Here is a 25,684-nt window from a genome sequence, read left to right on the forward strand (position 1 = left end):
CTGTCGAGGAGCACATCGATGTCGTCCGACTTCTTCATCCCGGACCCGGAGGGTCTGATCCCCAGCGCCGAGGGGTACTTCGGCGCGTACGGCGGAAAGTTCATCCCGGAGGCGCTCGTCGCCGCCGTGGACGAGGTCGCCGTCGAGTACGACAAGGCGAAGGCCGACCCCGCCTTCGCCGCCGAGCTCAACGAGCTCATGGTCGACTACACCGGCCGCCCCAGCGCCCTGACCGAGGTCCCGCGCTTCGCGGAGCACGCGGGCGGCGCCCGGATCTTCCTCAAGCGCGAGGACCTGAACCACACCGGCTCGCACAAGATCAACAACGTGCTGGGCCAGGCGCTGCTCACCAAGCGCATGGGCAAGACCCGAGTCATCGCCGAGACCGGGGCCGGCCAGCACGGCGTCGCCACCGCGACCGCCTGCGCGCTCTTCGGCCTCGACTGCACCATCTACATGGGCGAGATCGACACCGAGCGCCAGGCGCTCAACGTGGCGCGCATGCGGATGCTCGGCGCCGAGGTCATCGCCGTGAAGTCCGGCTCCCGCACCCTCAAGGACGCCATCAACGAGGCGTTCCGCGACTGGGTCGCCAACGTGGACCGCACCCACTACCTGTTCGGTACGGTCGCCGGCCCGCACCCCTTCCCCGCCATGGTCCGCGACTTCCACCGCGTGATCGGCGTCGAGGCCAGGCGGCAGATCCTGGAGCGGGCCGGACGGCTGCCGGACGCCGCGGTCGCCTGCGTCGGCGGCGGCTCCAACGCCATCGGCCTCTTCCACGCCTTCATCCCCGACGCCGGGGTCCGCCTCATCGGCTGCGAGCCCGGCGGACACGGCGTGGAGACCGGCGAGCACGCGGCCACCCTGACCGCGGGCGAGCCCGGCATCCTGCACGGCTCGCGCAGCTACGTCCTCCAGGACGAGGAGGGCCAGATCACCGAGCCGTACTCCATCTCGGCCGGTCTGGACTACCCGGGCATCGGCCCCGAGCACGCGTACCTCAAGGACGTCGGCCGCGGCGAGTACCGCGCGGTCACCGACGACGCGGCCATGCAGGCGCTGCGCCTGCTCTCGCGCACCGAGGGCATCATCCCGGCCATCGAGAGCGCGCACGCGCTGGCGGGGGCCCTGGAGGTCGGCAGGGAACTCGGCAAGGACGGCCTGATCCTGGTCAACCTCTCCGGCCGGGGCGACAAGGACATGGACACGGCGGCACGGTACTTCGGGCTGTACGACGCGGACGCGGCCGTCGAGGCGGACGCGGACAGCGCGACCGCGGAGATCGAGGGGGACGCCAAGTGAGCGGCAACATCGCACTGCTGAACAGCACGCTCGCCACCGCACGGGCCGAGGACCGGGCCGCGCTGATCGCCTATCTGCCGGCCGGCTTCCCGACCGTGGACGGCGGCATCGAGGCGGTCAAGGCCGTCGTCGCCGGCGGCGCCGACATCGTCGAGGTGGGGCTGCCGCACAGCGACCCCGTGCTCGACGGCCCGGTCATCCAGACCGCCGACGACATCGCGCTGCGCGGCGGCGTGAAGATCGCCGACGTGATGCGCACGGTGCGCGAGGCGTACGAGGCGACCGGCGTCCCGATCCTCGTCATGACGTACTGGAACCCGATCGACCGGTACGGCGTCGAGCGCTTCACCGCCGAGCTCGCCGAGGCGGGCGGCGCCGGGTGCATCCTGCCCGACCTGCCGGTCCAGGAGTCCGCGCTGTGGCGCGAGCACGCCGAGAAGCACGGTCTGGCGACCGTCTTCGTCGTCGCGCCCAGCAGCAAGGACGAGCGCCTCGCCACCATCACGGCGGCGGGCTCCGGCTTCGTCTACGCCGCCTCGCTGATGGGGGTCACCGGTACCCGCGCCTCGGTCGGCGAGCAGGCCCAGGACCTGGTGCGGCGCACCCGCGCCACCACGGACATCCCGGTCTGTGTCGGCCTCGGCGTGTCCAACGCCGACCAGGCGGCCGAGGTCGCGGGCTTCGCCGACGGCGTCATCGTCGGCTCGGCCTTCGTCAAGCGGATGCTGGACGCGCCCGACGGGCCGGCCGGCCTGGAAGCCGTCCGCTCACTGGCGGCCGATCTGGCCGAAGGTGTTCGAAAGCGCTGACACCGGGCGTAACTCGAACGGGTGGACCTGGGACCGGGGAGGCACGCGAGTGCCTCCCCGGTTCGTTGCTGCGGTGTGAGCGAGAAGAACCCAGAGGGTAAGAGGGCCGCGCGAGACCGGCTGATCCAGCAGCGCGAGCAGGCGAAGGCGCGCGAGCGCCGCCGCCGCACGCTGATCGTGTCCACGGCCGTGGTGGGGGTCCTCGGGCTGGCCGCCGTCATCGGAGTGATCGCGGCGAACACCGGCGACAAGGGCGGCAAGGACAAGGCGTCGGGCCCGGCCGTCTCCCCGTCCGGCGCGACCGGCAAGGACAGCCTGGCGATCCCCGTCGGCGCGGACGACGCCCCGTCCACGCTCACGGTCTGGGAGGACTTCCGCTGCCCGGTCTGCGCCCAGTTCGAGAACGCCTTCCGCGACACGATCCATCAGTTGGAGCAGAGCGGCCAGATCAAGGTCGAGTACCACCTGGCCACGCTGATCGACGGCAACCTCGGCGGCAGCGGCTCGCTCAAGGCGGCCAACGCGGCGGCCTGCGCCCAGGACGCCGGGAAGTTCCCCGCGTACCACGACGTGCTGTACCGCAACCAGCCCCAGGAGTCCGACGACGCCTTCGGCGACAACGGCAGGCTGATCGAGCTGGCCGGGAAGGTCGACGGGCTCGACACGCCCGGATTCCGCAGCTGTGTCGAGGACGGCAAGCACGACGCGTGGGTCCGCAAGTCCAACACCGCGTTCCAGAACGGCGGCTTCCAGGGCACGCCGACGGCCCTGCTCAACGGCGAGTCGATCTTCCCCAAGAAGGGTGACGAGCCGATCACGGTGGCCAACCTGAAGAAGTGGGTCGCCGAGGCCAACAAGGGCAAGAAGCCGGGCACGGCGACGCCGGTTCCTTAGCGGTTCCATGGGCCCGGCCGGGGGAATCGATGACCGCCTCGTTACCCATACGTTGTCGGGCGGGTTGCCGTACGTCCCGCCCGGCAAGGTAGCGTCGACGCTGTCATGAACCTTGCCTACATTCCCAGCCCGTCGACCGGCGTGATCGATCTCGGCCCGATCCCGCTCCGCGGCTACGCGTTCTGCATCATCATCGGTGTCTTCGTCGCCGTCTGGTTCGGCAACAAGCGCTGGGTCGCCCGGGGCGGCCGAGCCGGCACCGTGGCCGACATCGCCGTCTGGGCCGTGCCCTTCGGCCTCGTCGGCGGCAGGCTCTACCACGTCATCACCGACTACCAGCTGTACTTCAGCGACGGTGAGAACTGGGTCGACGCCTTCAAGATCTGGCAGGGCGGCCTCGGTATCTGGGGTGCGATCGCCCTGGGCGCGGTCGGTGCCTGGATCGGCTGCCGCCGCCGGGGCATCCCGCTGCCCGCCTGGGCCGACGCGCTCGCCCCCGGCATCGCCCTGGCCCAGGCCTGCGGCCGCTGGGGCAACTGGTTCAACCAGGAGCTGTACGGGAAGCAGACCGACCTCCCGTGGGCGCTGAAGATCAGCGAGGGCCCCAACCGGGTGGCGGGCACCTACCACCCGACGTTCCTGTACGAGTCGCTGTGGTGCGTCGGTGTGGCGCTCCTGGTGATCTGGGCGGACCGCCGCTTCAAGCTCGGACACGGGCGGGCGTTCGCGCTGTACGTCGCGGCGTACTGCGCGGGGCGCGGCTGGATCGAGTACATGCGCGTCGACGAGGCCCACCACATCCTGGGCCTGCGGCTGAACGTGTGGACCGCCGTGATCGTGGGCCTGCTTGCGGTGGCGTACATCGTGATCTCGGCGAAGGTGCGGCCGGGGCGCGAGGAGATCGTCGAGCCGGAGGCGCCGGAAGCCGTGAAGGGCGAAGTCGGCGAGGACGCGGACGCGGAGGCGCCCGTGGAGGCGGCCGAGGACGAGGACGCGCCCAAGGCGGACGGTACGGCGGAGGCGGCGAAGGGCTGACGCCGGGCGTACCCGCAGGGCGAGGGCCCGCCGGATCATTCGGCGGGCCCTCGCCCTGTCCGTGCCGGCGGCACGGTGTCGCGGGCACGGTGTCCTCGATCGCCTGACGGGCTTGATCCGGGAGGTGGGTTGTCGCTCACCGTTCCCGTCCCCGGCCGGCCAGGGCCAGTGTGCGGTGGGCCTGGGCCACCACCGCCGCGTCCACGAAGCGGCCGTCCGGGAGGGCCTGGGCGCCCGCCTGGGTGACGGCCGCCTCGACGATTTCCTGGGCCGCCTCGATCTCCTGCGGCGTCGGCCGGAAGGCGCGTTCGATCACCGGCAGCTGCCGGGGATGGATCGCCGACCGGCCGAGGAAGCCGAGCGACCGGCCGTGCGCGCACGAGGACCACAGGCCGTCCAGGTCCCGCACGTCCGGGAACACCGACTGGGCGGGCGGGGCCAGCCCGGCCGCCCGGGCCGCGACCACCACCCGGCTGCGCGACCAGTCGAGCCCCGCGTCCTCCCGTACCCCGAGATCGGCGCGGAGGTCCGCCTCGCCCAGGGCGATCGCGCGGACCTGGGGGTGGGCGGCGGCCACCGAGTAGGCGTGCTCGATGCCGAGGGCCGACTCCAGGAGCGGACAGAGCGCGACACCGGGGGCCAGCGCCGCGATGTGGTGGACGGACGCGGCATGGGTGATCTTCGGCAGCCGCAGCTCGGCCAGGCCCGGCAGCCCGGCCAGCGCCAGGACGTCCGCCTCGTCGTTGACCCGGACATGGACCGGCGCCGCCGTGGCGGACGCCGGGTCCGACAGCAGCTCCGCGGTGGCCGCGCGGGCGTACTCCTTGCGGTCCGGGGCGACCGCGTCCTCCAGGTCGACGATCACCACGTCCGCCCCGGACACCGCCGCCTTGCGGACCACGTCCGGCCGGTCCCCGGGCACGTACAGCCAGGTGAGAGGGGTCGCCGCGGTCACAGCACCCGCTCCGCCCGCAGCGCCGAGATCTCCGGCCCGCTCAGGCCCAGCTCGGTGAGGATCTCCTCGGTGTCGGCGCCGTGCGGGCGCCCCGCCCAGCGGATCGCCCCCGGGGTCGCGGAGAGCCGGAAGAGGACGTTCTGCATCCGCAGCGGTCCCAGCTCCGGGTCGTCGACCTCCGTGATGGAGTCCAGGGCCCGGTACTGCGGGTCCTCCATCACCTCGCGGATGTCGTGGACGGGCGCGATGGCCGCCTCCGCCTTCTCGAACGCGGAGACCGCCTCCTCCCGGGTGTGCCGGGCGATCCAGTGGCCGACCGCCTCGTCGAGATCGTCGCTGTGCTCGGCGCGGGTGGTGCCGGAGCCGAACCACGGCTCCTCGATCAGCTCCGCCCGGCCCACCAGGCGCATCACCCGCTCCGCGACGGACTGCGCGGAGGTGGAGACGGCCACCCACTGCCCGTCCGAGGTGCGGTAGGTGTTGCGCGGGGCGTTGTTGCGCGAGCGGTTGCCGGTGCGCGGCTGGACGTAGCCGAGCTGGTCGTACCAGAGCGGCTGCGCGCCGAGCACGGTCAGGATCGGTTCGATGATCGCCATGTCGACGACCTGGCCCTCGCCGGTGCGGTCCCGGCCCGCCAGGGCGGCCATCACGGCGAAGGCCGTGGCGAGCGCCGCGATCGAGTCGGCGAGCCCGAACGGCGGCAGGGTCGGCGGACCGTCCGGCTCCCCGGTGATCGCCGCGAAGCCGCTCATCGCCTCCGCGAGCGTGCCGAAGCCCGGCCGGTGGGAGTACGGGCCGAACTGGCCGAAGCCCGTGACCCGGACCAGCACCAGCCGGGGGTTGACGGCGTGCAGCTCCTTCGGGCCGAGCCCCCATCGCTCCAGCGTGCCCGGCCGGAAGTTCTCGACGACCACATCCGTCTCGGCGGCCAGCCGCAGCAGGACGTCGCGCCCGTCCGGGCAGGACAGGTCGAGGGTCAGATTGCGCTTGTTGCGGCCGAGCAGCTTCCACCACAGCCCGATCCCGTCCTTGGCGGGACCGTGCCCCCGGGACGGGTCGGGCCGGCTCGGGTGCTCGACCTTGATCACCTCGGCGCCGAAGTCGCCCAGCATCGTGGCCGCCAGGGGCCCCGCGAAGAGCGTGGCGAGGTCGACGACGCGCAGTCCGGTCAGCGGAGCCGCTGACTGCCCGCTCACGCGGCATCGATTTCGCTGCGGTACGGCATGGAGGTCGAGGCGCCCGGCTTCTGTACGCAGAGCGCGGCGGCGGCCGAGGCCCAGGCGATGGCCTGCGGCACGGGCCGCCCCTCGCCGAGCGCCACGGCCAGTGTGCCGACGAAGGTGTCCCCGGCCCCGGTGGTGTCGACGGCGGCGACATCGGGGGCGGGGAAGTGGATGGTCCGGCTGCCCCGGGCCGCGTACAGACAGCCCTTGGAGCCGAGCGTGATGACGACCGCCGGGACCTGGCTGAGCAGGATCTCGGCGGCCGCGTGCGGTTCGTCCTGCCCGGACAGGGCCGCCGCCTCGTGCTCGTTGGGGATCAGCAGGTCGACGTTGTCGAGGAGTTCGGAGGGCAGGTCCTGCACGGGGGAGGGGGTGAGCACCGTCCGTACGCCCTTGGCGTGACCGGCCCGGGCACCCTCGATCACGGCGGACAGCGGCAGCTCCAGCTGGAGCAGCAGCAGATCGGCGCCCGCGATGGCGGCGATCTCGCCCGGTCCGAGCACGGTGACGGTGCCGTTGGCGCCGGGCACCACCACGATCGCGTTGGACCCCTGGGCGTCGACCACGATGTGCGCGGTGCCGCTGGGGCCCTCGGCGGTGTGCAGGAGATCGGTGTCGACGCCCGAGTGCTCCAGGTTCTCCCGCAATCGGACGCCGTACGCGTCGTCGCCGACCGCGCCGATCATCAGCACCTCACCGCCCGCGCGGGCGGCGGCGACGGCCTGGTTGGCGCCCTTGCCGCCGGGGATGGTGCGGAACTCCTTTCCGGTGACGGTCTCCCCGCGCTCCGGGGCCCGGTCGACATAGGCCACAAGATCCATATTGGTGCTGCCGAGCACCGCGAGACTGGTCATGGGCGGAGTGCCTCCTCGTGGGTGAGACGGTGGGTCAGATCGGCCAGCGTGTCGAAGCCGACCGCGTCGAAGCCGGGTACGGACGTGGCGAGACGGTTCTTCAGCGGGGCGGTCCAGCGGTCGGGCAGCGCGTCCGGCCGCCCGGCGAGCAGCCCGGCGAGCGAACCCGCGGTCGCCCCGTTGGAGTCGGTGTCCCAGCCGCCGGACACCGCCCGGCAGACCGAGCCGGTGAAGTCGCCGTCGGCGTGCGTGAGGGCGGCGGCCAGCAGCGCCGCGTTGGGCAGGACATGGACCCAGTGATACCTGCCGTACGCCGCGTGCAGCCGGTCGACGACCGTATCGAAGTCGTCCTGCGCGCGGGCCGCTTCGATGCCGTCGCGCACCGCGCGGGCGAACCGCGAGCGCGGGGGGACGACCCTGAGTCCGGCGGCCAGGCAGCCGTGCACATCGGCCTCGCCGCCGGCCGCCTCGGCGAGCGCGGCGGCGGTGAACATCGCGCCGTACACCCCGTTCCCGGTATGGGTGAGGACCGCGTCGCGGTGGGCCTGCTCCGCTGCCGCCGCCGGGTCCCCCGGGTGGGTCCAGCCGTGCACGTCGGCCCGGATCTGCGCCCCGATCCACTCCCGGAACGGATTGCGGTGGCGGGCGGTCTCCGGCGGCTCGATGCCGTCGAGCAGATTGCGGTAGGCGACCCGCTCGGCGGTGAACGTCCGCCCCGCCGGAAGCTCGTCCAGCCACAGCCGGGCCAGGTCGGCGGTGGTGAAGGACGGTCCGTGCCGCTGGAGCAGCAGCACGGTGAGCAAGGGGTGGTTGAGGTCGTCGTCCTCGGGCATCCCGTCGATGTTCTCGGCCAGTGAGGTGGGCGCCGAGCGCCGGTTCCAGGGGTAGGTGGCGGCCAGGCCCGGGGGCAGGCCGCGGGCGGTGAACCAGGAGGAGAGCGGCCAGTTCCCGGTGGCCCTGGCCAGGGCGCGGATGCCTTCCAGCGGCAGCTTCTCGACCGGTTTGCCGAGCAGACAGCCGGCGGCGCGGCCCAGCCAGGCCGCGTGCAGCCGCTCGCGCCCGGTCACGGCCGGCCGCTGCGTGGCGGCGTGCGGCCACTGCGGACAGGCGGCCCGGATCGCGTCCAGGCCGGTCGGCTCGTCGTCGGCCAGCGGCGATTCCAGCGTGGCGAGTTCGTCCAGCAGGTGGGTGGCGACCGCCCGCAGCTCGGGCGGGGCGGCGGGGGCCGAGGCGCCCGCCCGGTCCGGGGCGGGCGCGCCGCCCGCCTCGTACCACCGGCGCGCGAGGTCGCGGGCGTCGCGCCCGTCCTCGGCCGCCTGCCGCAGCTCATGGCCGACCAGGTCCTCCGGCTGCACCCAGGTGACGCGCACGGCAGTGGTCACGGCGTCCGGACCAGGGCGGCGAAGGCGGCCTCGTGGGCGCGGCGGCGGGCGGTGTCCTGCGCGAACACCTCGCGGGCGACCTCGGCCAGGGTCCGGGCCGGGGCGTGCAGATCGAGACGGCTGGCCCCCGCCACCGTCGCCGCCCAGTCGGCGGGGATCGCGCGCTCGCCGTGCAGGGCGCCCGCGAGCGCGCCGCTCATGGTGGCGATGGAGTCGCAGTCGCGCCCGTAGTTGACCGAACCCAGCACCGCCGCGCGGTAGTCCCCGTCCGCGACGAGCAGCATGCCGAGCGCGACGGGCAGTTCCTCGATGGCGTGCAGCCGCGAGGGGCGGCGGGCGCCGAGCGAGGGGGCGCGGTAGTCCGGGCCGACCGTGTCGAACGGGGCGACGGCCTCACGCAGCGGGGCGAGGGCCGCCTCGAAGTCCCGGTGGTGGGAAGCCGTTTCGCACACGGCCTCGATGGCGGCGCGGGTGCCGTCCTTGGCGAGGGACAGACAGGTTTCCACAACGCTCCCGGCCGTCGCCCCGGGGGCGCACGCGGCGGCGACGGCGGCCGCGAAGACACCCGCCGCCTCCCGGCCGTAACTGGACTGATGGGCCCCCGCGACATCCAGCGCCTCGGCGTACGCCGCCTGCGGATGGGCGGCGTTCACCAGGCCGACCGGCGCCATGTACATCGCCGCACCGCAGTTGACGATGTTCCCGGAGCCCGCCTCGCGCGGGTCGACATGGCCGTAGTGCAGCCGGGCGACGATCCACTTCTCGGCCAGGAAGACCCGCTGGAGCGGCAGAGCCTCCGCCTCCAGCTCCGGGATCCAGCGAGGGTTGGAGATCAGCTCGGGTACGAGGTGGTCGGCGACGGAGTACGCGTCGAGATGGCCGCGCACCTTCCCGTACACCCGGACCAGCGCATGGGTCATCAGGGTGTCGTCGGTGACGTGCCCGTCGCCCTTGTGGTACGGGGCGATGGGGCGGGCGGTCGGCCAGTCGTCGCCGTCCCAGGGGCCGACGACGCCCGTGATCCGCCCGCCGTGGCGGGCCACGATCTGCTCCGGCGGCCGGCCCTCGACCGGGCCGCCGAGTGCGTCGCCCACGGCGGCGCCGACGAGGGCGCCGGCGATCCGGTCGTCGAGGGTGGGCTCAGTGGATGTCGTCGTGGGTGCGGACCTCGTGGGCGCCAGGGGCGCGGTGGATGTCATGTCCGAATTGTCCACCCGAGGGCGCCGGTTCCGTGTCTGCCAGCAGCCCGGCGAGTTCGATCAGATCCGTACCCGCGAAACGGGGCAGCGCGCACCCGGCGAGGGTGCGGCAGGCCTCGCGCCAGCCGTCCGGCACGCTGGTGATCCCGCCGAGCGCGCCCGTCAGCGCACCGGCCAGCGCGGGGGCGGAGTCGGCGACCCGGGACAGACAGGCCGCCGACGGCACCGCCTGCGCGAGGTCGCCCCGGGCCGCCGCGGTGAGGGCGAGCGCGACCGGCACGGTCTCGGCGGCGGCGATCCCGTAGCTGTAGACATGGTCGACGATCTGGTGCTCCAGCACGGGGACGAGGGCGAAGGCCCCGGCCCGCTCCCCGGCGAACTCCCGGGCGATCCGGACCGCGTGGGCGGCGTTGCGGGCGATCTCGGTGCCCTCGGGGAGCTGGGCGAGCGCGGCGTTCACCGCCGTGTCGACGTCCGCCCCGCCGAGCGCCTCCGCGACGGCGGCGGCCATGGCGCGGGCCCCGTGCACCCCGTCGCCGTCCTGTGTGTAGCGCGCGTCGAACTCCGCGAGTGCGGCGGCCGCGTCGGGGTCGCCGGGGTGCACGACGGCCAGCACGGCGGCCCGCACACAGGCCGCGTCGTCGAAGTAGTGCGGGTTGTCGTGGCCGGTGGCGGGCGGGCGGAGACCGGCGGCGAGATTGCCGAGCCCGGCCCGCACGGAGATCCTGGCCCGCAGCGGCAGCACGGCCGACTCGACCTCGGGCGCCCGGGCGGCGGCCGCGGACACCTCGGCGGCCAGCGCGTTCCAGGCGAGGTCCACGGCGGCCCGCATCCGGCGCCCGGGGGCGAGTCCGTGCAGCCGGCCCGCCGCAGAGGTGAGCACGGTGCTCGCCGCGAACGCCGCCCATTCCGCGTCGTCGGACGGGCCGAGCCGCAGCGGCTCGGGCGGCTGGTTGAGCGCGATGGGCACGGGCAGGGTGGTCGTCGCGTTCTGCTCGGCGAAGGTGTCGAGCTCGCGGGTCAGGCGCCGGGTCCACTCCGGCATCCGGGCCGCCCGGTGCCGCGCGGCCGGCCACCCCGCCGCGTCCCCGGCGGACAGACCCAGCAGCAGTCCCTCGATCCGGGCCCGTCGCCCGGTGGCGGGGCGTGCGGTGCGGGTGACGTCCCGCGCCGTGGTCATCGCCCGGCCACCGGGGCGGCGGCCTGCGGGTCCGGGGCGGGGGAGCCGTCGAGGGCCTCCGCGTCCGGGGCGCTGCGGGTGGCGGGGGCGGCGGGGCCCCGCGTGTCCGGGGCCTCGGGCCCGCCGCCCGCGGCCCGGGTGTCCGCCTCGTCCGGGGTGAGCAGTTCCGCGATGTCCAGCACGTGGTAGCCGCGCATCGAGGGCAGACAGCTGCCGCGCACCGGGCCGATCGCGTCCGCCCAGACGCGCGGGACGGCGGACGCCCCGTGCAGCGCGCCGGCCAGGGCGCCCGCCACCGCGGCCGTCGTGTCGGCGTCGCGGCCCATGTTGACCGCCGTCAGCACCGCCGTACGGAAGTCGCCGCGCGCCGCCGCGAACGCGCCGAAGGCCAGGCCCACCGCCTCCGGGGCCAGATCCGTCCACGGGTAGCCGCCCACGACGACGGCCGAGCGCAGCGCGCGCTCCGCGGTGAGCCGGTCCGGGTGCGGGCGCTGCGCCGCCGTCACCGCGCGGCGCAGCGAGCGGGCCGTCCAGGAGTCCATGGGGACGACGGAGAGTGCGGCGGCGATCACCGAGGCGACCCCGGCACCGGTCATCGCGGCGGCCACCCCGGCCGCCACCGCCTGGCCGCCGTAGATGCCCTCGCCCTCGTGGCTGACCCGGCCGTCCACCGCCACCAGCCGGGCCGCCTCGGCGGGCCGGCCCGCCGCGAAGACGCCGAAGGGCGCCGCCCGCATCGCCAGGCCGTCGCTCCAGGCGTGCCGGTGCTGGGCCGAGATCGGGGCGGCCAGGCCCCGGCGCAGGTTCTCCAGCGTGCCGCGTTCGCTGAAGCCCGCGCCCCGGAAGGGCCCCTCGTCCAGGTCGGCGATCCACAGGTGCCAGGCCCGCTCGACGTGGGTGACGGTCAGCGCGGAGCCGTGCCGGGCCAGCAGCAGCCCGGAGAAGATCGCGTACTCGGTGTCGTCGGTGCCCGCCGGGTCGTCGCTGACGAAGCCCTCGATCCGGCCCCAGCGGCGGCGGATCTCGGAGGGCCGCATGTTCTCCGCCGGTGCGCCCAGCGCGTCACCGACCGCGAGGCCGAGGAGCGCGCCCCTGGCCCGGTCGGCCGTTCCGCCCCTGACCGGGTCGCCCGGGGTCCTGGCGACCCGCCCCGCCGCTGCGGCGGCATCCGTCCGCGCCGCCGCCGGATTCCCTGCGATCAGCTCCATCGCGTCGACCCTTCGCTCGCCCCGAGCCAGTTCCATACCTGTGGGATCTGTGCCACGCGGAGCCCCGACAGAGGCCGGAAATCACTACAAAAGGGCCACTCGGATGACGCCCTTCCGCCAGCAAGGCAAGCCGTACCTACCTGGTCACACAGCGTGGTAAGTACGGCCTGCCTTGCTGGCGGGAGCCCTTTTTCGTGCGCACTTTCGAGTGTGTCGAGCGGGGGCGGAGCGGTGAATTCCGCTGCCGGAGAAGAGGAGAGCTGTGTCCATCATCGAGACCGACGCCGTCCTGCACGAGGCGCACCGGGACAACCACACCCACCGTGATGTCAACGGAGGCTGGCTGCGTCCGGCGGTGTTCGGTGCCATGGACGGGCTCGTCTCGAACCTCGCGCTGATGACCGGTGTCGCGGGCGGCGCGGTCTCGCACCGCACGATCGTGATCACCGGGCTCGCGGGCCTGGCGGCCGGCGCCTTCTCCATGGCCGCCGGCGAGTACACCTCGGTGGCCTCCCAGCGCGAGCTGGTCGAGGCCGAGCTGGGCGTCGAGCGGCGGGAGCTGCGCAAGCACCCCAAGGACGAGGAGCGGGAGCTCGCCGCGCTCTACGCGTCGCGCGGCGTCGAGCCGGATCTCGCCCGCGAGGTCGCCCGGCAGCTGTCCCGCGACCCCGAGCAGGCCCTGGAGATACACGCCCGCGAGGAGCTGGGCATCGACCCGGGCGACCTGCCCTCGCCCCTCGTCGCCGCCGTCTCCTCCTTCGGCGCCTTCGCGCTGGGGGCGCTGCTGCCCGTGCTGCCGTATCTGCTGGGCGCGGCAGCGATGTGGCCGGCCGTGCTGCTGGCGCTGCTGGGGCTCTTCGGCTGCGGCGCCGTGGTCGCCCGGGTCACCGCGCGCAGCTGGTGGTTCAGCGGGCTGCGGCAGCTGGCGCTCGGTGGCGCGGCGGCCGCGATCACGTACGGTCTGGGCGCGCTGTTCGGTGTGGCCGTCGGCGGCTGAGCCCGCCGGGCACCGCCCGCGCCCCGCGCACCGGCCCGTGGACCCGGCCCGTAACGTGGGCGCCATCTGTGTGACGTATGTCCTGGCACCCGCCACTGGGCGGGATGCCCGTGCGGACCGTAAAATGAGACTCTATGCAGGGCTACACATAAGTAGCCATTACCCGGCGGTTTCGTTTCCTTTGCCGCCGGGCATGAGCCGTAGACACCGCAGGCAACGACGCCTGCTCTCTGTGGTCTCCCGGGCGCCGATCCTCCGACTGCGACCCACTCCGCCGTCACCGACGGTGTCCGTATGTTGGAACGAGCTATCCGCTTTTTGAGAAGCGTCCCATCATGTAATCTGCACGAAATTTCGCAGAGGGCCAACGTCGTCCCTCGGCACTGCATATGCCACGACGACGACGGGAGAGCCGATGCGCACCGACGCCTGGTCGCCCATGGACGGTCGCCCCGCCCAGCAGGGGATGTACGACCCCCGCAACGAGCACGACGCCTGCGGCGTCGGGTTCGTGGCCACTCTGACCGGTGTGGCCAGCCATGAGCTGGTCGAGCAGGCGCTGACCGTACTGCGCAACCTCGAACACCGAGGCGCCACCGGATCCGAGCCCGACTCCGGTGACGGCGCCGGAATCCTGCTCCAGGTCCCGGACGCCTTCCTGCGTGCCGAGGTCCCCTTCGAGCTCCCCGAGGCCGGTGGCTACGCCGTCGGCATCGCCTTCCTGCCCGCGGACGGCTCCACCGACGCCGTCCACGACCTCGAGAAGATCGCCGCCGAAGAAGGCCTCCAGGTCCTCGGCTGGCGCGAGGTCCCGGTCACCCCCGACATCCTCGGCAACGGCGCCCGCGCCACCATGCCCGAGTTCCGCCAGCTCTTCGTCGCGGACGGCGAGAGCACCGGCATCGCCCTGGACCGCAAGGCCTTCGTGCTGCGCAAGCGTGCCGAGCGTGAGACCGGGGTCTACTTCCCGTCGCTCTCCGCCCGCACGATCGTCTACAAGGGCATGCTCACCACGGGACAGCTGGAGCCGTTCTTCCCGGACCTCTCCGACCGCCGCTTCGCCACCACGGTCGCGCTGGTCCACTCCCGCTTCTCCACCAACACCTTCCCGAGCTGGCCGCTCGCCCACCCGTACCGCTTCGTCGCGCACAACGGCGAGATCAACACGGTCAAGGGCAACCGCAACTGGATGAAGGCCCGCGAGTCCCAGCTCGCCTCCAGCCTCTTCGGTACGGAGCAGCTGGACCGGATCTTCCCCGTCTGCACCCCGGACGCCTCCGACTCGGCCTCCTTCGACGAGGTCCTGGAGCTGCTCCACCTCGGCGGCCGCTCGCTGCCGCACTCCGTGCTGATGATGGTCCCCGAGGCGTGGGAGAACCACGACTCCATGGACCCGGCCCGCCGCGCCTTCTACCAGTACCACGCCACGATGATGGAGCCCTGGGACGGCCCGGCCTGCGTCACCTTCACCGACGGCGTCCAGGTCGGCGCGGTCCTCGACCGCAACGGTCTGCGCCCCGGCCGCTACTGGGTCACCGACGACGGTCTCGTCGTCCTCTCCTCCGAGGTCGGCGTCCTGGACATCGACCCCGCCAAGGTGGTCCGCAAGGGCCGTCTGCAGCCCGGCCGGATGTTCCTCGTCGACACCGCGGAGCACCGCATCATCGAGGACGACGAGATCAAGGCCGGCCTGGCCGCCGAGCAGCCGTACCAGGAGTGGCTGGAGACCGGCGAGATCGAGCTCGAGGACCTCCCCGAGCGCGAGCACATCGTCCACACCCACGCCTCCGTCACCCGCCGCCAGCAGACCTTCGGCTACACCGAGGAAGAGCTCCGCGTCATCCTCGCGCCGATGGCCCGCACCGCCGGCGAGCCGCTCGGCTCCATGGGCACCGACTCGCCGATCGCCGCGCTCTCCGCGCGCCCCCGGCTGCTCTTCGACTACTTCACCCAGCTGTTCGCGCAGGTCACCAACCCGCCGCTGGACGCCATCCGCGAGGAGCTCGTCACCTCGCTGCGCTCGTCGCTGGGCCCCGCGGGCAACCTGCTGGAGCCGACCGCCGCGTCCTGTCGCAGCGTCACGCTGCCGTTCCCGGTGATCGACAACGACGAGCTGGCCAAGCTCATACACATCAACGCCGACGGCGACATGCCGGGCATGAAGGCCGCCACCCTCTCCGGGCTCTACCGGGTCGGCGGCGGCGGCGAGGCGCTGGCCGCGCGGATCGAGGAGATCTGCACCGAGGTCGACGCCGCCATCGAGGACGGCGCCCGCCTGATCGTCCTGTCCGACCGGCACTCCGACGCCGAGCACGCCCCCATCCCCTCGCTGCTGCTCACCTCGGCCGTCCACCACCACCTCATCCGCACCAAGCAGCGCACCCAGGTGGGCCTGCTGGTCGAGGCCGGTGACGTCCGCGAGGTCCACCACGTCGCGCTGCTGATCGGCTACGGCGCCGCCGCGGTCAACCCGTACCTGGCCATGGAGTCCGTCGAGGACCTGGTCCGGGCCGGCACCTTCATCGAGGGCATCGACGCCGAGCAGGCCATCCGCAACCTCATCTACGCGCTGGGCAAGGGCGTCCTGAAGGTCATGTCCAAGATGGGCATCTCCACCGTCGCCTCCTACCGCGGCGCCCAGGTCTTCGAGGCCGTCGGCCTCGACGAGGACTTCGTCGCCAAGTACTTCAACGGCACGGCCACCAAGATCGGCGGCGCCGGACTCGACGTCGTCGCCAAGGAGGTCGCCGCCCGGCACGCCAAGGGCTACCCCGCCTCCGGCATCTCCGCCTCGCACCGCGCGCTGGAGATCGGCGGCGAGTACCAGTGGCGCCGCGAGGGCGAGCCGCACCTGTTCGACCCGGAGACGGTCTTCCGCCTCCAGCACGCCACGCGCAACCGCCGCTACGACATCTTCAAGAAGTACACGGACCGGGTGAACGAGCAGTCCGAGCGGCTGATGACGCTGCGCGGTCTGTTCGGCTTCGCCTCGGACCGCGAGGCGATCGACATCGACGAGGTCGAGTCCGTCGCCGACATCGTCAAGCGCTTCTCCACCGGCGCCATGTCGTACGGCTCCATCTCCCGCGAGGCGCACGAGACCCTCGCGATCGCCATGAACCAGCTGGGCGGCAAGTCCAACACCGGTGAGGGCGGCGAGGACGCCGACCGGCTCTACGACCCGGCCCGCCGCTCGTCCATCAAGCAGGTCGCCTCCGGCCGCTTCGGTGTCACCAGCGAGTACCTGGTCAACGCGGACGACATCCAGATCAAGATGGCGCAGGGCGCCAAGCCCGGCGAGGGCGGCCAGCTGCCCGGCCACAAGGTCTACCCGTGGGTCGCCAAGACCCGGCACTCCACCCCGGGTGTCGGTCTGATCTCCCCGCCGCCGCACCACGACATCTACTCCATCGAGGACCTGGCCCAGCTGATCCACGACCTCAAGAACGCCAACCCGGCGGCCCGCATCCATGTGAAGCTGGTCTCCGAGGTCGGCGTCGGCACGGTCGCCGCCGGTGTCTCCAAGGCGCACGCGGACGTCGTCCTGATCTCCGGCCACGACGGCGGCACGGGCGCCTCCCCGCTCACCTCGCTCAAGCACGCGGGCGGTCCCTGGGAGCTGGGCCTCGCCGAGACCCAGCAGACGCTGCTGCTCAACGGCCTGCGCGACCGCATCGTCGTGCAGACCGACGGCCAGCTCAAGACCGGCCGCGACGTGGTCATCGCCGCCCTGCTGGGCGCCGAGGAGTTCGGTTTCGCGACCGCGCCGCTCGTCGTCTCCGGCTGCGTCATGATGCGCGTCTGCCACCTGGACACCTGCCCGGTCGGCATCGCCACCCAGAACCCGGTGCTGCGCGACCGGTTCTCCGGCAAGGCCGAGTACATCGTCAACTTCTTCGAGTTCATCGCCCAGGAAGTCCGCGAGATCCTCGCCGAGCTCGGCTTCCGTACGATCGAGGAGGCCGTCGGCCACGCCGAGCTGCTCGACACCGACCGGGCGATCACGCACTGGAAGGCCCAGGGCCTCGACCTGAAGCCGCTGTTCCACGTGCCCGAGCTGCCCGAGGGCGCCTCCCGCCACCAGATCGCCGAGCAGGACCACGGTCTGGCCAAGGCCCTCGACAACGAGCTGATCAAGCTCGCCGCCGACGCCCTGAAGGCCGACAGCCCCGAGGCCGCCCAGCCGGTCCGCGCGCAGATCGCGATCCGCAACATCAACCGGACCGTCGGCACCATGCTCGGCCACGAGGTCACGAAGAAGTTCGGCGGTGCGGGCCTGCCCGAGGACACCATCGACATCACCTTCACCGGCTCCGCGGGCCAGTCCTTCGGCGCCTTCCTGCCCAGTGGTGTGACGCTGCGCCTGGAGGGCGACGCCAACGACTACGTCGGCAAGGGCCTCTCCGGCGGCCGCGTCATCGTCCGCCCGGACCGGGGCGCCGACCACCTCGCCGAGTACTCCACCATCGCGGGCAACACCATCGCCTACGGTGCCACCGGCGGCGAGCTGTTCCTGCGCGGCCGCACCGGCGAGCGGTTCTGCGTCCGCAACTCCGGCGCTACGGTCGTCTCGGAGGGCGTGGGCGACCACGGCTGCGAGTACATGACCGGCGGGCACGCCGTCGTGCTCGGCGAGACCGGGCGCAACTTCGCGGCCGGCATGTCGGGCGGTGTCGCCTACGTCATCGACCTGAACCGCGACAACGTCAACGTCGGCAACCTCGGCGCCGTCGAGGAGCTCACCGCCGCCGACCAGCAGTGGCTGCACGACGTCGTGCGCCGCCACCAGGAGGAGACCGGCTCCACGGTCGCCGAGAAGCTCCTCGCCGAGTGGGACACCGCGGTGGCCCGCTTCAGCAAGATCATCCCGTCCACCTACAAGGCAGTGCTCGCCGCCAAGGACGCCGCTGAGCTCGCCGGTCTCTCCGAGCAGGAGACCACCGAGAAGATGATGGAGGCGGCGACCAATGGCTGACCCCAAGGGCTTCCTGACCACCGGCCGCGAGGTCGCCAAGACCCGCCCCGTCGGCGAGCGCGTCAAGGACTGGAACGAGGTCTACGTACCCGGCTCGCTGCTGCCGATCATCAGCAAGCAGGCCGGCCGCTGCATGGACTGCGGCATCCCGTTCTGCCACAACGGCTGTCCGCTCGGAAACCTGATCCCCGAGTGGAACGACTACGCCTACCGCGAGGACTGGACCGCCGCGTCCGAGCGCCTGCACGCCACGAACAACTTCCCGGAGTTCACCGGGCGGCTCTGCCCGGCCCCCTGCGAGTCGGCGTGTGTGCTCGGCATCAACCAGCCGGCCGTCACCATCAAGAACGTCGAGGTCTCGATCATCGACCAGGCGTGGGACCGCGGCGACGTGACCCCGCAGCCGCCCGAGCGCCTCTCCGGCAAGACCGTGGCCGTCATCGGCTCGGGCCCGGCCGGACTCGCCGCCGCCCAGCAGCTGACCCGGGCCGGCCACACCGTCGCCGTCTACGAGCGCGCGGACCGCATCGGGGGACTCCTGCGGTACGGCATCCCCGAGTTCAAGATGGAGAAGTCGCACATCAACCGCCGCATCGAGCAGATGCGCGCGGAGGGCACCAAGTTCCGCACCGAGGTCGAGGTCGGCCGGGACATCGACGCCGCCAAGCTGCGCCGCCGCTACGACGCGGTCGTCATCGCCGCCGGCGCCACCGTCTCGCGCGATCTGCCCGTCCCGGGCCGTGAGCTGAACGGTGTGCACTTCGCGATGGAGTACCTGCCGCTCGCCAACAAGGTGCAGGAGGGCGACCTGACGGTCTCCCCGATCACCGCCGAGGGCAAGCACGTCGTGGTCATCGGCGGCGGCGACACCGGCGCCGACTGCGTGGGCACCGCCCACCGCCAGGGCGCCCTGTCCGTCACCCAGCTGGAGATCATGCCCCGGCCGGGCGAGGACCGGAACGCCAACCAGCCCTGGCCGACGTTCCCGATGCTCTACAAGGTCACCTCCGCGCACGAGGAGGGCGGCGAGCGGGTCTACTCCGTCTCGACCACCCACTTCGAGGGCGACGAGGACGGCAACGTCCAGTCCCTCCACCTCGTCGAGGTGGAGTTCAAGGACGGTAAGCTGGAGCAGAAGCCCGGCACCGAGCGGACGATCCCCGCACAGCTGGTCACCCTCGCGATGGGCTTCACCGGCACCGACCAGGCCAACGGTCTGGTCCAGCAGTTCGGCCTGGAGCTCGACGCCCGGGGCAACGTCGCCCGCGACGACGACTACGCCACCAACGTCGACGGCGTCTTCGTCGCCGGAGACGCGGGCCGCGGCCAGTCCCTCATCGTGTGGGCCATCGCCGAGGGCCGCTCCGCGGCACGCGGCGTGGACCGCTACCTGACCGGGGCCAGCGCGCTGCCGGCCCCGATCCGCCCGACGGACCGTTCCCTGACGGTCTGATCACGGCACACCAGACGTCCCGTACAACGGCGTACGGAACTGAACGCGGCGCCTGCCCGTCCCCGACCGGACGATTCGGCAGGCGCCGTGGCGCATCCCGGGGCAGCCGCCCTCCCGGCTCAGGCGGTCAGGGCCAGCGCGCAGGTGGCGGCCGCCGTCGCCGTCACCGCCAGCACCAGACCGGTCAGCACGAAGCGCCGCAGGTCGATGCGCGTCCCCTGCCAGCGGCACCGCTCGAACCACAGCAGCGTCGCCAGCGAGCCCCACGGAGTGACGAGGGGGCCCGCGTTGACCCCGATCAGCAGGGCCAGCAGCTGGTGGTGGTTGGCCGCCGGGACGACCGCCTCGCCCGCCACGTACGCCGGAAGGTTGTTCAGTACGTTGGCCAGCCCGGCGCCCACGCCGGCCGAGCGCAGCATCCCCACGAAGCCGTTGTCCGTGCCGAGTGCCCGCACCAGCAGCTCGTGCAGCCCGTGCGCGTTGACCGTCTCCACGACCAGGAACATCCCCGGGACCAGTACCAGCAGCCGCCACGGGATCAGCGAGAGGCGCAGCTCGCCCCGGCGCCGTACCGCGTAGGCCGCCACGACGACCAGCATCGCGACCAGCGAGGCGGACCACAGCGGCACGTCCACGGCCAGGATCGCCAGCAGGAACCCCGCGCACGCCACCGAGCAAATCCCGAGCAGCACCCGGTCGTCGGGCGCCGGCACTTGCGGCGGGGTGTACCGGTCGGCGCCGCGCCGACCCCGGCGCCAGTAGAAGACCCACAGACACAGGGCCGTCGCCCCGATCGCGGCCAGCTGCGGCAGCCACATCACGGCCGCGAGCCCGGCCGGGGACAGCGCCACCCGGTCCGCCGCCAGCAGATTGGTCAGGTTCGACACGGGCAGCAGCAGGCTCGCGGTGTTGGCCAGCCACACCGTCGTCATCGCCAGCGGCACCGCCGCGATGCCCACCCGGCCGGCCAGCGCCAGCATCACCGGGGTGAGCAGGACGGCGGTGGTGTCCAGGTTCAGGGTGATCGTGGTGAGCGAGGCGAAGGCCACGCACAGCCCGAAGAGCAGCGGGTAGCGGCCCCGCCCGGCCCGCGCCACCCAGGCCGCGACCACGTCGAAGACCTGCGCCCGGCCCGCCAGTTCCGCCAGCACGATCACGGTGGCCAGGAACGCCAGCAGCGGCCCGATGCGCCGCATCTGGTCGGCCGCCGGGCCGCTGGGCAGCAGCCCGGTCGCCGCGGCGACCAGCCCCAGCAGAAGCAGCCCGGCCGCCAGCCAGTCCAGGGGGTGCAGCCGCCGGACCAGCGAGTACACACCGGGGCTCCCGCCCCGCGACGGCGGGGTGGAGTGATCATTCCGCATGCGGTCATGGTGTCAGACGGGCCCGTGCGCGGGGCCCCGCTCAGCCCGTCAGCGCCGAGGTCTTCAGGACCACCAGCAGCACCAGTACGGCCAGCAGCACCACGCATCCGGCGGCCTGGACCGCCGTGCGCCGCTCCGCCGGGGCGTACGCGTAGACGACCGTCACCAGGGCGCCGGTGAGCAGCCCGCCCAGGTGCCCCTGCCAGGAGGTGAAGCCCGCCGAGATCACCATCCAGATCAGGAACCCGGCCAGGAACCGGTTGACCGCCTGCATGTCCCGGCCCAGACGGCGGTTGACGACGTAGAACGACGCGGCCAGACCGAAGACCGCGCCGGAGGCGCCCACCGTGTCGTCGTACGGCGCGACCAGGTAGACCAGGACCGAACCGCCCAGGGCGGACAGCAGATACAGGGCGAGGTAGCGGGCCCGCCCCAGCTGCTGCTCGACCACCCGGCCGAGGTTCCACAGCGCGTACATGTTGAAGACGATGTGCAGCACCCCGAACGGCAGCGAGCCGAACGAGGCGCCGGTCGGCGGCAGATGGAGGAAGGCCCCGGTGAGCAGCCGGTACCACTCGCCGTCCACGACCCCGATCACATCGAGCCCGGGGAAGCCCCCGTCCACGTAGACATAGCGGCTGCCGTCCGGGGCGGCCAGTCCGGCACCCGTCATCGCGAACCGGTCGACGAGGCCAGGACTGACCAGCTCGCCCAGGTACACCAGGACGTTGAGCCCCATCAGGACGTACGTGACCAGCGGCACCGCGGCCCGGGACGCCATACCGCCGAAGACCGTGCGGGCCTGCCGCACCGAGCGCTGCCCCTCCCGCACGCACTCCACGCAGTGGTGGCCGACGGCGGCCTCACGCATGCAGTCCGGGCAGATGAACCGCTCGCAACGGGTGCAGCTGACATACGTCTCGTACGAGGGATGGCAGTAGCACGTGGTGGCGGCGGCCTCCATGGCCGGCTCCTTCGGCAGTGGACGGGCAAGAGCGGCCGGTGGGGCGGGTGGCGATCAAGATAGCGAACCCGCCGGCACCGCCCGCAGCCGGGCTTAGGCTCAAGGCCCCGACCCGTCGAGAGTGGAGAAGCCGCATGACCTCCGAGGCGTTCCGGATCCTGCGCGCCGCCGGCCGGCCGCCGGTGGCCTGGAAGAACGGCGGGGGAGTCACCCGCGAGATCGCCGCGTCCCCCGGCGCCACGACGGACGCCTTCGACTGGCGGGTCAGCCTGGCGGAGGTGACCGGGGACGGGCCGTTCTCCGTCTTCCCCGGCGTCGACCGTACGCTCACCGTGGTGGAGGGGGCCGGAATGGACCTGCTGGTGGACGGCGAGCACCACATCGTCGACGAGCCGTACTGGCCGCACGGCTTCCCGGGCGACCCGCAGACCGAGGGCCGGCTGCTGGCGGGCCCGGTCAGGAACCTCAACGTGATGTCCCGCAGGGACCGTACGAGGGCCGAGGTGGCGGTGGTACGCGGCACCCTCCGGCTCAGGGCGCCGGAGGGCGGTGCGGTGCTGGCCGTGGCGCTGGAGGACGGTGCAGTGATCGACGGCACGGACACCGTCCTCGACCCCTACGACGGCGTGCTGCTGCGGGGCCCGGCGGTGTGTGTGCTGCGTACCCAGGGGTTCGCGGCGCTGGTCACGCTGTCGGACGCGCGCGGGGACACGCCCTAGGAGTCACGGGTCCAGAAGCGGTGCACCCGCGAGACCTTCGGGGGCTCACCCGAGTCGGGCAGCCCCAGCTTCTCGACGAGGGGCATGATGATCCCGCCGAACGTGTTCATGGCCTCCTCGGACTCCCAGACGTCGTAGATCTCCAGGCCCGTGTCGGTCGGGACGCAGACATGGGAGAGACATCCCGCGAACGTGTCACCGGGCAGTGCTTCGAGTTCCGCGTTGAGCGCCTCGTACCGGTCCGTCGTCATACCCGGCAGCGACGCCTTCATGAAGATCGCCATCTGAACTCACCTCGGGGGCGGGAGTGGGCCTCCCCGCCGCCCGGACGGCGGCCACCACCTCTTCCAGGACACCACCCCCGGGACCGGGCGGCATCCGAACGGGCGGCCCCCGACCGCCCCTGAGCAATCCGGACAGAGGATGTCGGGTATCCCGGGTTCGATGGAGCGCATGACGACACGTTCCTGGGCAGACTTCCGGGCAGCGGAACCGGCCTTCGCCGACACCGTGCGCCGCCGCTTCGAGCAGTACCGCCACCACGTCCTGGCCACTCTGCGCGCGGACGGATCACCCCGGGTGACCGGCCTCGAAGTGGACTTCCGGCTCGGCGAACCCCTCCTCGGGATGATGCCGGGCTCCCGCAAGGCGCTGGACCTGCGCCGCGACCCCCGCTTCGCGGTGCAGGCCAACCCGGGCCCGGACGCGGAGATGGCGGACGGCGACGTCCGGATCTGCGGACGGGCGGCGGAGGTGACCGACCCCGGCCTGCTGGCCCGGTTCACCGACGCGGCGAAACCGCCGGAGCCCTTCCATCTGTTCCGGGTGGAGCTGACCGAGGTCGTGCGCACCACCGTCGAGGGCGACACCCTCGTCGTCCGGGTATGGCGCCCCGGCCTCCCGGCGCGCACGATCCGCCGGGGCAACGACGACGCCTCAGCCTCCGGTACGCCCTGACGCGGGCGGGCCCGGCAGGTCCGCGAGAATCAGCGCCCGGCAGGCAGCGGGCGTTCCCCACGCGTCGCGCAGCGGGCGCGCCCTGCGCAGCCACAGCGACAGATCCAGCTCCTCGGTGTAGCCCACCGCCCCGTGCAGTTGGAGCGCCGTCCGCGCGGCGGCGTACGCGGCCTCGCCCGCCGTCACCTTCGCCGCCGCCACGTCCGCCGCCGCACGGGGTGAACCGGCGGCGAGCGACAGCGCCGCCCCGTACAGCAGCGGGCGGGCGAACTCCAGGCCGGTCAGGGTGTCCGCGAGCCGGTGCTTCACCGCCTGGAAGGACCCGACGGGCACACCGAACTGGGTGCGCTGCTTCACGTACGCCACCGTCGCGGACAGCAGCGCCTCGCCCGTGCCGAGCGCCTGGGCGGCCGTCGCGAAGGCCGCCCACCGCGCGGCCCGCGCGGCTCCCTCGGCCACCCCGGGCCCCGCCGCCAGGACCCGGCCGCCGGGCCCGGGCGAGAACAGCCGCCGGGCCGGGTCCGCCGACGCGCTGAGCGTGCCCGGGCCGGGGGCGAGCCGCAGCACCTCGCCGTCCACGGTGAACACCGCGTCCACGGCGTCCGCGTCCAGCGCGTACGGCCCGTGCCCCGCCATCCGCAGCGTCGCCGACGCCGCCCCGGAGGCCAGCCGGGGCAGCCAGTCACCGGCGGCCGGGCCGCCCGCCCCGGCCAGCAGCACCGACGCGGTGACCGTCTCCACCACCGGACCCGGCACCGCGTGCCGGCCCAGCTCCACGAAGGCGACGGCCAGTTCGACCGGCAGCACCCCGACGCCCCCGCGGGACTCCGGCACCGCGAGCGCGAACACCCCGGCCTCCGCGAGCCGCTTCCACAGCTCCTCGCCCGGACCCCGGTCCCCGTCGCCCCAGGCCCTTACCGCCGAGGGCGTGTCCGCCGCCGCCAGCATCGCGGCCAGCGAGCGGCCGAACTCCCGCTGCTCGCCGGTCAGGAGGAATCGCATCAGCGCCGCCCCTTCGGCAGGCCGAGCAGCCGCTCGGCGATGATGTCCCGCTGGATCTCGTTCGTCCCGGCGTAGACCGGCCCGGCCAGCGAGAAGACGTACCCCTGCTCCCAGTCGGACCCCGCGAGCTCCGCGTCCGGGCCCAGCAGATCGAGCGCCGTCTCGTGCAGCGCGATGTCGTACTCGGACCAGAAGACCTTGTTCAGACTGGACTCCGCGCCGATCGTGGAACCCGTCGCGAAACGCGAGGCGTTGGCGTACGTGAAGAGCTGATAGGCCCGCGCGCCCGTCACCGCGTCCGCGACCCGGTTGCCGAGCGCGGTGTCCGAGGGGTCGCCGTGCGTGCGCCACAGCGCGGCCAGCCGGCCGGCGGCGGCCAGGAAGCGGCCGGGGGAGCGCAGGGTGAGCCCGCGCTCGTTGCCCGTGGCGGACATGGCGATCCGCCAGCCCTGGCCGGGCTCACCGATCACGTCCTCGTCCGGCACGAACACCTCGTCCAGGAACAGCTCGGCGAAGGCCGGCTTGCCGTCCAGGCGCCCCACCGGCCGGACGGTGACCCCCGGCGCGGACAGGCCGAACATCAGATACGTCAGCCCCTGGTGCGGCTTCGCCGCCGCCGGGTCGCTGCGGAAGACGCCGAACGCCCGGTCCGCGAACGCCGCCCGCGAGGACCAGGTCTTCTGCCCCGACAGCAGCCAGCCGCCGTCCGTGCGCACCGCCCGCGAGCGCAGCGACGCCAGGTCCGAGCCGGCCTCGGGCTCCGACCATGCCTGCGCCCAGATCACCTCGCCGCTCGCCATCGGCGGCAGGATCCGGGCGCGCTGCTCCTCGGTGGCGTGGTCGAAGAGGGTGGGGGCGAGGAGGCTGATGCCGTTCTGCGAGACCCGGCCGGGTGCGCCCGCCGCGTAGTACTCCTCCTCGAAGACCAGCCAGCGGAAGATGTCGGCGCCCCTGCCCCCGTACCCGGCCGGCCAGGAGACGACCGACCAGCGGTCCGCGTACAGCTCGGCCTCCCAGGCCCGGTGCGCGGCGAACCCCTCGGCGGTCTCCAGGGAGGGCAGCGGCCGGTCGGGCACATGGGCCCGCAGCCACTGGCGCGCCTCGGCCCGGAACTCCTCCTCGCCGGCCGTGAACGACAGATCCATCGGGACCATCCTTCCCTAACAAGTGTTTGGTAGGTTAACGTACGGCCCTCGGCACCGTCGAGGACCC

21 protein-coding genes are annotated in these 25,684 nt (G+C 73.1%); 9 read left to right on the forward strand and 12 right to left on the reverse strand.

Translation table 11 applies throughout. The annotated features are described in order from the left end of the window. Positions 1–18 precede the first annotated feature (18 nt). The 4 genes from trpB (at position 19) to lgt (ending at position 4,043) form a co-directional block, all read left to right on the forward strand. Positions 19–1,305, forward strand: a complete 1,287-nt coding sequence (gene trpB / locus RLT58_RS26950; RefSeq protein WP_311312952.1) for a tryptophan synthase subunit beta — start codon at positions 19–21, stop codon at positions 1,303–1,305. Then, complete coding sequence (trpA, locus tag RLT58_RS26955; protein WP_311312953.1) at positions 1,302–2,114, forward strand: tryptophan synthase subunit alpha; 813 nt, start codon at positions 1,302–1,304, stop codon at positions 2,112–2,114. Before trpB ends, trpA begins: the two co-directional genes overlap by 4 nt. A gap of 75 nt (positions 2,115–2,189) precedes the next feature. Continuing rightward, on the forward strand, positions 2,190–3,008 hold the full coding sequence (locus RLT58_RS26960; protein ID WP_311312954.1) for a DsbA family protein: 819 nt from the start codon (positions 2,190–2,192) through the stop codon (positions 3,006–3,008). A gap of 105 nt (positions 3,009–3,113) precedes the next feature. After that, positions 3,114–4,043, forward strand: a complete 930-nt coding sequence (gene lgt / locus RLT58_RS26965; RefSeq protein WP_311312955.1) for a prolipoprotein diacylglyceryl transferase — start codon at positions 3,114–3,116, stop codon at positions 4,041–4,043. A gap of 136 nt (positions 4,044–4,179) precedes the next feature. Here the strand turns inward: lgt and RLT58_RS26970 are convergent, their stop codons facing one another. From RLT58_RS26970 to RLT58_RS27000, 7 genes are read right to left on the reverse strand one after another with little or no spacing between them, the layout of a single operon-like run. Next, positions 4,180–4,998 carry an HpcH/HpaI aldolase/citrate lyase family protein gene (locus RLT58_RS26970; protein ID WP_311312956.1) on the reverse strand — a complete coding sequence of 273 codons (819 nt, stop codon included), beginning with the start codon at positions 4,996–4,998 and terminating at the stop codon, positions 4,180–4,182. Next, complete coding sequence (locus RLT58_RS26975; protein ID WP_311312957.1) at positions 4,995–6,194, reverse strand: CaiB/BaiF CoA transferase family protein; 1,200 nt, start codon at positions 6,192–6,194, stop codon at positions 4,995–4,997. Before RLT58_RS26975 ends, RLT58_RS26970 begins: the two co-directional genes overlap by 4 nt. Next, complete coding sequence (rbsK, locus tag RLT58_RS26980) at positions 6,191–7,075, reverse strand: ribokinase (RefSeq protein ID WP_311312958.1); 885 nt, start codon at positions 7,073–7,075, stop codon at positions 6,191–6,193. The genes RLT58_RS26975 and rbsK overlap by 4 nt, the downstream gene beginning before the upstream one ends. After that, positions 7,072–8,457 (reverse strand): ADP-ribosylglycohydrolase family protein, encoded by a 1,386-nt coding sequence (locus tag RLT58_RS26985; RefSeq protein WP_311312959.1) that lies wholly within the window; start codon positions 8,455–8,457, stop codon positions 7,072–7,074. Before RLT58_RS26985 ends, rbsK begins: the two co-directional genes overlap by 4 nt. Continuing rightward, entirely contained in the window at positions 8,454–9,656 is a 1,203-nt protein-coding gene (locus tag RLT58_RS26990) for an ADP-ribosylglycohydrolase family protein (RefSeq protein ID WP_311312960.1), read from the reverse strand. The genes RLT58_RS26985 and RLT58_RS26990 overlap by 4 nt, the downstream gene beginning before the upstream one ends. Then, positions 9,598–10,836 carry an ADP-ribosylglycohydrolase family protein gene (locus tag RLT58_RS26995; RefSeq protein ID WP_311312961.1) on the reverse strand — a complete coding sequence of 413 codons (1,239 nt, stop codon included), beginning with the start codon at positions 10,834–10,836 and terminating at the stop codon, positions 9,598–9,600. The genes RLT58_RS26990 and RLT58_RS26995 overlap by 59 nt, the downstream gene beginning before the upstream one ends. Further along, entirely contained in the window at positions 10,833–12,044 is a 1,212-nt protein-coding gene (locus RLT58_RS27000; RefSeq protein ID WP_311314667.1) for an ADP-ribosylglycohydrolase family protein, read from the reverse strand. Before RLT58_RS27000 ends, RLT58_RS26995 begins: the two co-directional genes overlap by 4 nt. Before the next feature lie 262 nt (positions 12,045–12,306). Here RLT58_RS27000 and RLT58_RS27005 point away from each other — a divergent pair, with 262 nt between their 5' ends. From RLT58_RS27005 to RLT58_RS27015, 3 genes are all read left to right on the forward strand, one after another. Continuing rightward, positions 12,307–13,041, forward strand: coding sequence for a VIT1/CCC1 transporter family protein (locus RLT58_RS27005; RefSeq protein WP_311312962.1), 735 nt, complete (start codon positions 12,307–12,309; stop codon positions 13,039–13,041). Between the two features lie 415 nt (positions 13,042–13,456). Continuing rightward, positions 13,457–18,016 carry a glutamate synthase large subunit gene (gene gltB / locus RLT58_RS27010; RefSeq protein ID WP_311312963.1) on the forward strand — a complete coding sequence of 1,520 codons (4,560 nt, stop codon included), beginning with the start codon at positions 13,457–13,459 and terminating at the stop codon, positions 18,014–18,016. Then, entirely contained in the window at positions 18,009–19,469 is a 1,461-nt protein-coding gene (locus RLT58_RS27015; protein ID WP_311312964.1) for a glutamate synthase subunit beta, read from the forward strand. Before gltB ends, RLT58_RS27015 begins: the two co-directional genes overlap by 8 nt. A 119-nt stretch (positions 19,470–19,588) precedes the next feature. Here the strand turns inward: RLT58_RS27015 and RLT58_RS27020 are convergent, their stop codons facing one another. After that, positions 19,589–20,830 carry an SLC13 family permease gene (locus RLT58_RS27020; RefSeq protein ID WP_311312965.1) on the reverse strand — a complete coding sequence of 414 codons (1,242 nt, stop codon included), beginning with the start codon at positions 20,828–20,830 and terminating at the stop codon, positions 19,589–19,591. A gap of 40 nt (positions 20,831–20,870) precedes the next feature. Next, a complete protein-coding gene (locus RLT58_RS27025) occupies positions 20,871–21,794 on the reverse strand; it encodes a rhomboid family intramembrane serine protease (RefSeq protein WP_311312966.1) in 924 nt (307 codons plus the stop codon). Positions 21,795–21,928: 134 nt separating this feature from the next. Here RLT58_RS27025 and RLT58_RS27030 point away from each other — a divergent pair, with 134 nt between their 5' ends. After that, on the forward strand, positions 21,929–22,513 hold the full coding sequence (locus RLT58_RS27030) for a HutD/Ves family protein (RefSeq protein WP_311312967.1): 585 nt from the start codon (positions 21,929–21,931) through the stop codon (positions 22,511–22,513). Here RLT58_RS27030 and RLT58_RS27035 read toward each other — a convergent pair. Then, on the reverse strand, positions 22,510–22,797 hold the full coding sequence (locus RLT58_RS27035; RefSeq protein ID WP_311312968.1) for a hypothetical protein: 288 nt from the start codon (positions 22,795–22,797) through the stop codon (positions 22,510–22,512). The genes RLT58_RS27030 and RLT58_RS27035 overlap by 4 nt on opposite strands. Positions 22,798–22,966: 169 nt before the next feature. Between RLT58_RS27035 and RLT58_RS27040 the strand changes: the two genes are divergently transcribed. Then, positions 22,967–23,470 (forward strand): pyridoxamine 5'-phosphate oxidase family protein, encoded by a 504-nt coding sequence (locus RLT58_RS27040; RefSeq protein WP_311312969.1) that lies wholly within the window; start codon positions 22,967–22,969, stop codon positions 23,468–23,470. Here the strand turns inward: RLT58_RS27040 and RLT58_RS27045 are convergent. Continuing rightward, entirely contained in the window at positions 23,450–24,472 is a 1,023-nt protein-coding gene (locus RLT58_RS27045; protein ID WP_311312970.1) for an acyl-CoA dehydrogenase family protein, read from the reverse strand. The two genes, RLT58_RS27040 and RLT58_RS27045, sit on opposite strands and share 21 nt — an antisense overlap. Next, positions 24,472–25,617 (reverse strand): acyl-CoA dehydrogenase family protein, encoded by a 1,146-nt coding sequence (locus RLT58_RS27050; RefSeq protein ID WP_311312971.1) that lies wholly within the window; start codon positions 25,615–25,617, stop codon positions 24,472–24,474. The genes RLT58_RS27045 and RLT58_RS27050 overlap by 1 nt, the downstream gene beginning before the upstream one ends. Positions 25,618–25,684: the final 67 nt, after the last annotated feature.

This window comes from Streptomyces sp. ITFR-16 (assembly GCF_031844705.1).
GTDB lineage: Bacteria > Actinomycetota > Actinomycetes > Streptomycetales > Streptomycetaceae > Streptomyces.

Bases quoted from the DNA above. Each gene is read 5' to 3' on its own strand.
- RLT58_RS27000 (WP_311314667.1), bottom strand. From the start codon at position 12,044: ATGGAGCTGATCGCAGGGAATCCGGCGGCGGCGCGGACGGATGCCGCC.
- gltB (WP_311312963.1), top strand. From the start codon at position 13,457: ATGCGCACCGACGCCTGGTCGCCCATGGACGGTCGCCCCGCCCAGCAG.
- RLT58_RS27050 (WP_311312971.1), bottom strand. From the start codon at position 25,617: ATGGATCTGTCGTTCACGGCCGGCGAGGAGGAGTTCCGGGCCGAGGCG.
- RLT58_RS26995 (WP_311312961.1), bottom strand. From the start codon at position 10,836: ATGACCACGGCGCGGGACGTCACCCGCACCGCACGCCCCGCCACCGGG.
- rbsK (WP_311312958.1), bottom strand. From the start codon at position 7,075: ATGACCAGTCTCGCGGTGCTCGGCAGCACCAATATGGATCTTGTGGCC.
- RLT58_RS27015 (WP_311312964.1), top strand. From the start codon at position 18,009: ATGGCTGACCCCAAGGGCTTCCTGACCACCGGCCGCGAGGTCGCCAAG.
- RLT58_RS27035 (WP_311312968.1), bottom strand. From the start codon at position 22,797: ATGGCGATCTTCATGAAGGCGTCGCTGCCGGGTATGACGACGGACCGG.
- RLT58_RS27045 (WP_311312970.1), bottom strand. From the start codon at position 24,472: ATGCGATTCCTCCTGACCGGCGAGCAGCGGGAGTTCGGCCGCTCGCTG.
- RLT58_RS27020 (WP_311312965.1), bottom strand. From the start codon at position 20,830: ATGCGGAATGATCACTCCACCCCGCCGTCGCGGGGCGGGAGCCCCGGT.
- trpB (WP_311312952.1), top strand. From the start codon at position 19: ATGTCGTCCGACTTCTTCATCCCGGACCCGGAGGGTCTGATCCCCAGC.
- RLT58_RS26990 (WP_311312960.1), bottom strand. From the start codon at position 9,656: ATGACATCCACCGCGCCCCTGGCGCCCACGAGGTCCGCACCCACGACG.
- RLT58_RS27040 (WP_311312969.1), top strand. From the start codon at position 22,967: ATGACGACACGTTCCTGGGCAGACTTCCGGGCAGCGGAACCGGCCTTC.
- RLT58_RS27025 (WP_311312966.1), bottom strand. From the start codon at position 21,794: ATGGAGGCCGCCGCCACCACGTGCTACTGCCATCCCTCGTACGAGACG.
- RLT58_RS27030 (WP_311312967.1), top strand. From the start codon at position 21,929: ATGACCTCCGAGGCGTTCCGGATCCTGCGCGCCGCCGGCCGGCCGCCG.
- lgt (WP_311312955.1), top strand. From the start codon at position 3,114: ATGAACCTTGCCTACATTCCCAGCCCGTCGACCGGCGTGATCGATCTC.